At 64.8% G+C, this 230-nt stretch carries 1 protein-coding gene; it reads left to right on the top strand.

Features of this window, described 5'->3' with window-relative positions; translation table 11 throughout:
* A partial coding sequence (locus tag ACPYOG_RS21115; protein ID WP_481295991.1) for a hypothetical protein occupies nucleotides 1–230 on the top strand: 230 nt, incomplete at both ends.

The raw sequence follows: 230 nt of genomic DNA, 5'->3' as shown, positions 1-230 counted from the left end.
GTTCTATGCATTCGAGTCCGCCCTGCTTGTGCGCGGGGTGGGCGACGGACCCGGCAGCCTTTCCACCTGGAATGGACCCGATCTCTGGAGATCCGCGTACGGGGGCCTGGATGCTGGTCTCACCTTCTTCGCAGAGGACATCTTCGGCGCCCAGTTCGCCCTCGATGGCACCCGCGTGGTCTCCTTCGGCCCAGAGACGGGAGAGCGTGATCCCTTCGACGGGTCTTTGG

Source organism: Leifsonia sp. HAY1-4F (assembly GCF_056755275.1).
The sequence above is the reverse complement of the archived record's forward strand: the minus strand, read 5'-3'. Positions and strand labels throughout refer to the sequence as shown.